Annotated in this window: 9 protein-coding genes and 1 tRNA gene; 1 reads left to right on the forward strand and 9 read right to left on the reverse strand. The window is 60.1% G+C overall.

Features of this window, described 5'->3' with window-relative positions:
• The 4 genes from A3754_RS03475 to A3754_RS03490 form a co-directional block, all read right to left on the reverse strand.
• The coding region (locus A3754_RS03475) for an NAD(P)/FAD-dependent oxidoreductase (RefSeq protein ID WP_156496745.1) at positions 1-799 on the reverse strand (799 nt) is incomplete at its 3' end.
• On the reverse strand, positions 796-2,298 hold the full coding sequence (locus A3754_RS03480) for a deoxyribodipyrimidine photo-lyase (protein WP_063518857.1): 1,503 nt from the start codon (positions 2,296-2,298) through the stop codon (positions 796-798). The genes A3754_RS03480 and A3754_RS03475, both read right to left, overlap by 4 nt.
• A complete protein-coding gene (locus A3754_RS03485) occupies positions 2,295-3,197 on the reverse strand; it encodes a MerR family transcriptional regulator (protein WP_063518858.1) in 903 nt (300 codons plus the stop codon). Before A3754_RS03485 ends, A3754_RS03480 begins: the two co-directional genes overlap by 4 nt.
• On the reverse strand, positions 3,194-4,201 hold the full coding sequence (locus A3754_RS03490) for a DUF523 and DUF1722 domain-containing protein (RefSeq protein ID WP_156496746.1): 1,008 nt from the start codon (positions 4,199-4,201) through the stop codon (positions 3,194-3,196). Before A3754_RS03490 ends, A3754_RS03485 begins: the two co-directional genes overlap by 4 nt.
• Before the next feature lie 223 nt (positions 4,202-4,424).
• Here A3754_RS03490 and A3754_RS03495 point away from each other — a divergent pair, with 223 nt between their 5' ends.
• Entirely contained in the window at positions 4,425-4,817 is a 393-nt protein-coding gene (locus A3754_RS03495; RefSeq protein WP_007148944.1) for a DUF2493 domain-containing protein, read from the forward strand.
• A 95-nt stretch (positions 4,818-4,912) separates the two neighbouring features.
• On the opposite strand, the gene A3754_RS03500 is transcribed toward A3754_RS03495, so the two are convergent.
• From A3754_RS03500 to pal, 5 genes are all read right to left on the reverse strand, one after another.
• Positions 4,913-4,988, reverse strand: a tRNA-Lys gene (locus A3754_RS03500).
• A gap of 72 nt (positions 4,989-5,060) precedes the next feature.
• Positions 5,061-5,729, reverse strand: coding sequence for a 7-cyano-7-deazaguanine synthase QueC (gene queC / locus A3754_RS03505; RefSeq protein WP_063518860.1), 669 nt, complete (start codon positions 5,727-5,729; stop codon positions 5,061-5,063).
• A 73-nt stretch (positions 5,730-5,802) separates the two neighbouring features.
• A complete protein-coding gene (gene queE / locus A3754_RS03510) occupies positions 5,803-6,444 on the reverse strand; it encodes a 7-carboxy-7-deazaguanine synthase QueE (protein WP_063518861.1) in 642 nt (213 codons plus the stop codon).
• 101 nt (positions 6,445-6,545) lie between these two features.
• Positions 6,546-7,298: a tol-pal system protein YbgF gene (gene ybgF / locus A3754_RS03515; RefSeq protein ID WP_231880465.1), complete on the reverse strand. Its 753-nt coding sequence runs from the start codon at positions 7,296-7,298 to the stop codon at positions 6,546-6,548.
• A 15-nt stretch (positions 7,299-7,313) separates the two neighbouring features.
• The coding region (gene pal / locus A3754_RS03520; RefSeq protein ID WP_063518863.1) for a peptidoglycan-associated lipoprotein Pal at positions 7,314-7,729 on the reverse strand (416 nt) is incomplete at its 5' end.

Here is a 7,729-nt window from a genome sequence, read left to right on the forward strand (position 1 = left end):
AAGCCTGGTCGCTGTGGCAGGCCAGCACTACCTGGTCAAAGTGCTGCTCTTTGCCCTGTGCGGTGACGTACACCCCGTGATGATCTCGACGTATCCCCTGCACCGGTGTGGCGATATGAAACGCGGCCTCACAACCGTCCACCAGTGGCTGCACATATTGATTGGAGCCGCCCGGCACCACAAACCACTGCGGGCGATCATTCAGCGACAGCAGGCCATGGTTCTGGAAAAACTGAATAAAGAACCGGGCAGGAAACACCTCCATCTGCTCCAGTGAGCAAGACCAGATAGCCCCGCCCATGGCCAGAATATAATCCCGACAAAAGCGCTCACCGTAACCGTGCTCACGCAAATATTGCCCCAGAGGAATGTCTCCCTCTGCGCTATTGAGCAAGGCCGGCGCCTGCTTGTTGAATCGCAAGATGTCACCAATAAAGCGCCAGTGTGATGAGCTGAACAGGTTGCGTTTTTGGGCAAACATGCCCCCCAGCCCGTCGCCACAATATTCCAGCCCGTTCTTCTGGTCGCTCACCGCAAAACCCATGGGCGTCGGCTGCCCCTGTATGCCCAATTCATCCAGCAGGCGCAGATAGTTCGGGTAGGTGCGGTCATTGAAGACGATAAACCCCACATCAATCGCGTATTCCCCGTGGGGCCGGGAAACCGGCACCGTACAGGTATGGCCACCCAGATAGTCATTGGCTTCAAACACCTCAACCTGATGGCCCGCTTTGGACAGATACCAGGCTGAGGTGAGCCCACTGATCCCGGCTCCGACGATGGCGATACGCTGACTCATGCCTTTTCCTTTTTGCTGTTACCCATGTTGTTTTCCATAGCCGAGCCCATGGATTGCGCCTGATCAAACTGTGTCTTGGCCGCCTTGAACGCGGTGGTCACCCGCTCACGCACCCCGGCATGGGGCACGATGGGTGGCGGATAATCCGGGGCCAGTAACGGTTGCTTCCAGGGCTCATGGATTTGCTTGCTGTCCAGCCCGTTTAGTTCCGGCACCCAGCGGGCAATAAAACGTCCCTGTGCATCAAAACGCTGGCTTTGGCGCACCGGGTTGAAGACCCGAAAATAGGGCACCGCATCCGTGCCCGCCGACGCGCTCCACTGCCAGCCCCCGTTGTTGGCCGCAAAATCCCCATCCAGCAGGTGTTCCATGAAAAAGGCTTCTCCGCGACGCCAGTCCAGCCAAAGATGCTTGCTGAGAAACATGGCTGTCACCATACGCAGCCGGTTGTGCATCCAGCCGGTGGCAACCAGCTGACGCATGGCCGCATCCACCAACGGGTAACCGGTACGCCCTTCGCACCAGGCGGTGAAGCGTTCGTCATCCTGGTCCCATTGCAACAGATCGGTTTCGGGTCGGAATGCCTGGCCGCGGCTGACACGGGGAAACTGCGCCATGATCTGCCGATAGAAATCCCGCCAGGCCAGTTCACCGATCCAGCACGCGGCACCGTCACGGCTTCCCGCATCTGCCATGGCCTGACTCGCCGCCCGGTAACAGCTGGCCACGGACAAGGTCCCAGCGGATAACGCCGCCGACAAACCACTGGTGCCCGCAATATCGGGAAAATCCCGCTGGCGGCGATAACCCGCCAGTGATTGCTCCACAAACTGGTGGAGCTGCTGCCAGGCGGCCTCTTCTCCAGATTGCCACTGCTGCGTTAAGGCCTCAGGTACGCTCAGGGATTTCAGGGCCCTGTCCACCACCGCAGCCCCGACAAAGTTACCGCAGTGATCAGATTCTGGCGGAGCCGGCGTCACCACCGGGTGATGGTCCGCCATCCAGACATCCCAGCGTTTCTTGTAGGCACCAAACACCGTGTAGGGGGTGCCTTTTCCGGTACGCAATGCGGCAGGCGGCACCAACACACCATCGTCGAATCCCTGCAGGCAAACACCCTGCCCACGCAACCGCTCTGCCACCGCTTTGTCGCGCTGTTTTTCGTTCAATGGGTACTCACGATTGCAGTACAGATGCGTCACACCGTGCTCTTGGGCAAACCGGGCCAGCACCTCCGGCACCGCAGCAAAGGTATCCGCCTCCAGCACATGCAGATCAATCCCGCGGCAGGCCAGTGCCTCCCCCAGCTCACGGACACTTTCCAGCACATACCAGCGCCGTAACGGCGCCACTTGATGGCGATCCCACTGCCCCTGGCACAGGCAGTACACCGCCAGTGCCCGTGGCCCCGATGACCGCTCTGACGATTCCGACAGGGCGGCCTGCAAGGGCGAGTGCGCGGCCACACGCAAGTCATTGCGATACCAGACCAGATTCATACGTGACTCCAGGATTGCTGCAGACGATCCAGCTCACTCGCCAGCGCCTGGCGGCGCCCGCTGAGCTGCGACACTTGCGTCGGCAACGGCATTGAGGACAAATCCAGGCCCCAGCAGGCTTCACTGAGGCCGCGGGCAGCGGCCATACCGATTGGCTGACGCTCCACCGCAGTCGGCCAGCGATCCATCACCCAAAGCACACCACCCGCTCGCCCTGCCATACCTTCCACGACACTGCGTGCCTGGCCCGCAGCCAGGTTAGCGGCCAGGCACCAGAGGGGGCGGTTTAATACCATCGCCAGTTCCAGGGCCGGCAAAGCGCCCCCCACCGGCACCAGCAGCCAGCCGGCCTCCCGGCGCCGTGGCGCCAGCGACAATGCCCGCGACGACCACTTAGCCATAAGCACGCTATCCAGCACGGTCAGCAGCCCACCCAGCGACGGGGTGGCCGCCAGTTGCGCCCGCAATGGATCACAAAACTGCTCCAGCACCAGCGCATGGCTGTAATCGTTCAGCAACCCGTTGAGCAACTGCTCCAGACGGCGGGTATTAAGTGATTCCAGCGCCGTCACGGCCGCAACGGCAGCCTCCTGCCAGGGGCCATCTCTCGACTCATAGCGAGCACTGGCCGCCGTGTCCGGCTGGGCCAGCAAGCCCGCCACCTGACTGATCGGTACGCCCCGCTCCAGCCACTGCTGAATCTGCTGGATACGGGCCATATCGGCCTCGCTGTAACGCCGGTGGCCTTTTTCGGTCCGGCCAGGGGACAGCAAGCCATAACGGCGCTCCCAGGCCCGCAGGGTGACCGCCGGGATACCACAGCGCGTGCTGACCTGCTGAATACTGACGCCATCGGCTTGCGGAGCAAGCAGCGGGGAAACCTCCACCGAGTCACTCATACCCGGTTTCTCAGCCCCAGCGGATCGGGGTACGGCGACAGATAACGCTGCTGGGCCAGGTACGGCTGATCCGTTTTGCGCAGCGCCCCGCGCAGCAACGTCATCGGCACCACCAGGGGCACCTCTTCACGCAGGTAGGCATCAATCTGCTCGTTGATCAGTGCCCGGTCGGCATCTCCCAGGTCCTGGCGCAGAAACCCGGCCAGGTGCTGCAAGGTATTCACGTGCGCCCCGCGGGAGACCCGCTTCTTCATGGCGGTCATAACCGCCTGGATATAATCCCCGGCAATCTCGTCCAGCGGGCGCGCCTTCATGTCCGCCAGCATGGGACCCAATTCACGGTAGGTTTTCTGACAATGCGCCAGTAGCTGGAATTTGTGTCGGCTATGGAAGGCGATCAGTTGCTGGGCAGTAAGCTCCCGCTCCATCATCTGGCACCAGTCGTCATACAGAAAAACGCGCTCAATGAAATTCTCCCGCAGGGTCGCATCATTCAATCGCCCCTCTTCTTCCAGCGGCATCAGCGGGTAGCGCTCTGCCAGCGCCGCCGCGAACAACCCGCTGGCATCACGGCGCTGCACATTGCCGGCAGCGTTATAAACACGGATTCGCTCCATCCCGCAGCTGGGAGATTTGGCCATCAGGATATAACCGCGCAGGGGCGCCAGAGACGGCAGCGTACGGTCAATGAAATCCTGCATCAGCGCGGTGCAATCGCGTTCCCCGTCCGTGGTGAGCAGGCGCAGGGCCTCGCTGCCCGGCTCCGGTTCTGTCTGGGCCGGCTCGACAAGATGCATGGCCTTGCGCGGCGCCGGCATGCCCGCCCCCATTTCCGGGCACAGCGAGCGGAATTCAAAGTACGACGACAGCACCTCGGTACAGTAGCGGGAATGCTTGTGCCCCTTGTCATGACGCACTTCCAAGCCCATCAGACAAGCACTGATCCCCACCGGAATACGCACCCCGGGCAACGTCGACAACGATGATGATTGAGCACTGTCCATGGAGCGACCTCACTGGTTGCAGGAAAGAGCATCACGATGCACGGGCTCTTTCAGGTTGTACACGAAGAAAACCTTGTACAACTTTAACCTGTCACTCTGTCAACGACCTGTGAATGCGGCCATCCACCTATCCATCACGTGCCTGCAAGACAACAATCACAAAGATGCAATCGCCGAGCCCTATGCTTATACTTCCCGCAACACTGACATTATGGACAGTATAATGCGTATTCTTGTCTGCGGTGGCCGCGATTTTGACAACCATGCCCTGCTGGAGCAGACCCTCTGCCGCCTGCACCGGGATGACACCCTAAGCCTGTTGATTCACGGCAACGCCAGCGGCGCCGACCGCCTGGCAGGCCAGTGGGCCCACAACCACGGCATCGACCAGGTGAGCTACCCCGCCAACTGGAAAGCCCATGGGCGGGCCGCCGGCCCCATGCGTAACCGCCGCATGCTGCATCATGGTCGCCCACAGGGCGTCATCGCCTTCCCTGGCGGGCGTGGCACTGCACACATGGTGGAGCTGGCTGAATTGGCTGGCCTGCCCGTGTGGAAGCCTGCGGAGGAACACGACAACCGCTTGTTTCAACGCACGGGAGAACTGCAGCGCTGATCGATCGCTGCCCGCACAGAACATCGGAGGAAGGGAGAAGAGAAGCCGGGAGGCTGAAACGAAAAAGGGCCCGCCGTAGGCGAGCCCTTTAAATATGGTGGGTCGTGCTGGATTCGAACCAGCGACCAATTGGTTAAAAGCCAACTGCTCTACCAACTGAGCTAACGACCCGCTCCCGAAGGAGGCGCAAATAATACGGATTTATTTCTGGGTGACAAGGGGTTAACCGAAATTTTTTCCGCTTTATTGATAGTTTGTTGGATCTTTAACCAATGCATCCTCGAACCCCTGGCTGCGCAAGCGGCAGCTGTCGCATTTGCCACAGGCATTGCCATTCTCGTCAGCCTGATAGCAGGACACCGTGAGCCCGTAATCCAGCCCCAGCGCTACCCCCTGCTGAATAATCTGCGCCTTGCTCAGGTGCATCAACGGGGTCTCGATCTGCATCGGCCGGCCTTCCACCCCGGCCTTGGTGGCCAGGTTGGCCATGGACTGGAACGCCTCGATAAAGGCCGGGCGGCAATCCGGGTAACCGGAATAGTCCACCGCATTCACGCCAATAAAAATGGCTTGTGCATCAACCACTTCTGCCAGACCCAACGCCAATGACAGGAACACGGTGTTGCGCGCCGGCACATAGGTCACCGGGATGCCTGCGCCACCGTCTTCCGGCACATCGATAGAATGATCGGTCAGGGCGGAGCCGCCGATATTGCCCATGCCCAGCTCAATAACGCGGTGGCTCAGTGCCCCCAGCGCCCCGGACACCTGCACCGCCGCATCCAGCTCCGAGCGGGTCCGCTGGCCATAATCAAAGGCGATGGTATGGCATTCATAGCCCTGGTCCCTGGCAATGGCCAGGCAAGTGGCAGAATCCAGGCCACCGGATAGCAACACCACGGCTTTTTTCATGGCAAGGCTCCTTAATTACTCATTACTTGAAGGCTCTCGGGCTTTACGTCAGGCATCGTGCGTCTGGCACCAATCAACGCCCCCGGGCATCATTCCAAAGGTATTTATGCAGCTGTAACTGAAAACGGACCGGCAAGCGATCTGCCACAATCCAGTCCGCCAATGCTCCCGGCGCCAGACCGTCCTGCACCGGCGAAAACAGCACATCGCTGACCCGTTTATGCAGCTGGTGCTGGTCCAGCATGAAACGCGCCCAGTCATAGTCCTTGCGATCCGCCAGCACGAACTTCACCTGATGGTGCGCCTTGAGCAGGGGGATATTCTCCAGACGATTATTGTGCTGTTCCCCGGAGCCCGGCGCTTTCAGGTCCATGACCACAGAAACGCGCTCATCCACTCCGGCAATATCCATGGCACCACCGGTCTCCAGGCTCACCTGGTAACCGTCATCACACAGCGCCGTAAGCAACGGCAGGCAATTCGGCTGGGCCAGCGGTTCGCCACCGGTCACCGTCACGTAGTGCGCCCCATGGGCGGCTACCTGCTCGCGAATCGCCGCCAAGGTCCATTTCTCCCCTCCGGAAAAGGCATATTCCGTATCACACCAGACACAGCGCTGCGGGCAGCCGGTCAGGCGCACGAAGACCGTCGGGCAGCCCACGGTGCGGGATTCACCCTGTAGGGAATGGAAAATTTCGGTAAGACGGAGTTCCACAACATCTCCTGAGGGCCCCTTAATCGTCGGTTGGGGCGGAAATGCGCGGATTCTATCACCTTTACCGGCCTCTGTGCCGCCGGTAAAGGGACAGGAAGGGGTTACGGGTTGAGCTGGTCCAGCAGGCTCTTGGCCTGGCCGGCTTCGCTGCTATCCGGGTATTGCTTGATCAGCTTGTGCAGATTGACCTTGGCGGGCGAAACCTCACCGGCCTTGGCCTGCATGACGGCCAGAATATAGAGGCTTTTCGGGGCCTTGCTATGGTCCGGGTAATCGTCGGCCACCGCCTGAAAATGGCCTTCCGCCTTCTTCAAATCCGGCTCTTTCTGGTCACTGTATAGCTTGCCCGCCCAGAAATGGGCGTTGGCCCGGGACATTCCCTGCGGGAATTCACCCAGATACGCCTCGAAACCGGCAATGGCACCCTTGAAGTCACCACTGACCAATTTGTCTTTGGCGGCATTATAGGCGGCACGGTCCGCTTCCGGGTCATTATCCCCTTCAGCGCCGTCCTCTGGCTGCTCGGTCTGTCCCCGCTCAGCCAGCGTATTAATTCGGGTATCCAGATCCAGATAACGCTCACGCTCGGCTTCCTTGAGAGTGGAAAGCTCGTGGCGCAGTTCTTCCAGCTGACCCTGCAGCTGCTGAATCTGTTCTTCAAACTGTTGCTGCTGTTGCATCAACACCATCAACCCATCCTCGTTCACCGCAGCAGACGGTGCGGAGGTATTGCGCATTTGCGATTGCGCCTGGGCGAGGCTGCGCTCTTCAACGGCCAGCGGCCCAGTACTCTGTGCATGCGCACAGAGCACCAGGGAGCTGAGCATCGCGCCTGCGAACAGGCGCGCTGTCATCACTACCTTCATGCCTTACGGACGGCCGGACAGGTAGTTGATTTCTACGCGGCGGTTCTTGGCCCAGTCCATTTCACCGTGGCCAAAGGCTGCCGGCTTCTCTTCACCGTAGGAAACGATTTCCAGCTGTGAGGAAGCAACACCTTGTACGCGCAGGAACTTCTCTACCGCTTTGGAACGACGCTCGGACAGAGCAACGTTGTATTCACGGGTACCGCGCTCATCAGCGTGACCTTCCAGACGAATTTTCGCGTTAGCGTTGTTCTTCAGGTAAGTCGCGTGGGCACGCAGGGTTTCGAAAGCCGCAGCCGGAACGGTGTTGCTGTCGAACGCGAAGTAGATAACGCGAGAATCGGTAGTACCGTCATAGTTGGACGGATGGTTGTAGAAGTTGTCAGCAGTCAGCGGGATGCTGCTGGTGTCCGGCTTAA

The sequence above is a fragment of the Alcanivorax sp. HI0083 genome (genome assembly GCF_001635175.1).